This window comes from Merdimmobilis hominis, from assembly GCF_016901855.1.
In the GTDB taxonomy this organism is placed as follows: Bacteria; Bacillota; Clostridia; order Oscillospirales; family Ruminococcaceae; genus Paludihabitans.
In genome coordinates, this window is record NZ_JACJKY010000064.1 from 1 (window position 1) to 664 (window position 664).

Consider the following 664-nt stretch of genomic DNA (forward strand, 5'->3'; position numbering starts at 1 on the left):
TATATAGAGGAACCCCATCATTCCCACGTTGTAGGGGGCCGCCCGACCAGTCTGAATTTCTCGCAATTCAGACTGATCGGAGGTAAAACAGCGTGGACGCTGATAAAAAGAGAATATGGATTCGCGGCCAATATGTTGAGGTCACGGATGAAGTGTACCGGGCCTACATGCAGGGCGACCGGAAAATGCGCTATTTTGAGAACGATTTGAAAACCGAGCGGTTCGTTCTCGGAAAGGAGGGCCGAGTGGTGCAGATCATCCCCAGCCGCGAAGATTCTTTGGACCGGCTGGTGGATGAAAATGCCCAGCAATTCTCCGATGAGCAGGAAAGTGTGGAGAGCGTGGTGCTTCACAAGCTGGAAGTGGACAGGCTACATACCGCGCTTTCCCTGCTGACTCCAGAGGAACGTGCGCTGATCCAGGCGCTGTTCTTTGAGGAAAAAACAGAACGGCAATATGCAGACGAGCTTGGCGTGTTCCGTAATGCTGTTCATGTTCGGAAAATGAAGGTCCTTAAAAAGCTCAGAGCTTTGTTGGAAGGCTCCATAGAGACCCCCTGATTATCCCAAAGAGCCTATAAATACGGGCAAATCCCTGACCCGGCTGCCCCTGCCGGGCCGGGGATTTTGCTTGTTGGGGCATATCCCCAAACCCTTGTCTCAAT

1 protein-coding gene is annotated in these 664 nt (G+C 52.3%); it reads left to right on the forward strand.

Going from position 1 to position 664, the window contains the following annotated elements; genetic code table 11:
* The first annotated feature begins 92 nt into the window (after nucleotides 1-92).
* Nucleotides 93-560, forward strand: a complete 468-nt coding sequence (locus H6A12_RS13060) for a sigma-70 family RNA polymerase sigma factor (RefSeq protein WP_204448436.1) — start codon at nucleotides 93-95, stop codon at nucleotides 558-560.
* Nucleotides 561-664: the final 104 nt, after the last annotated feature.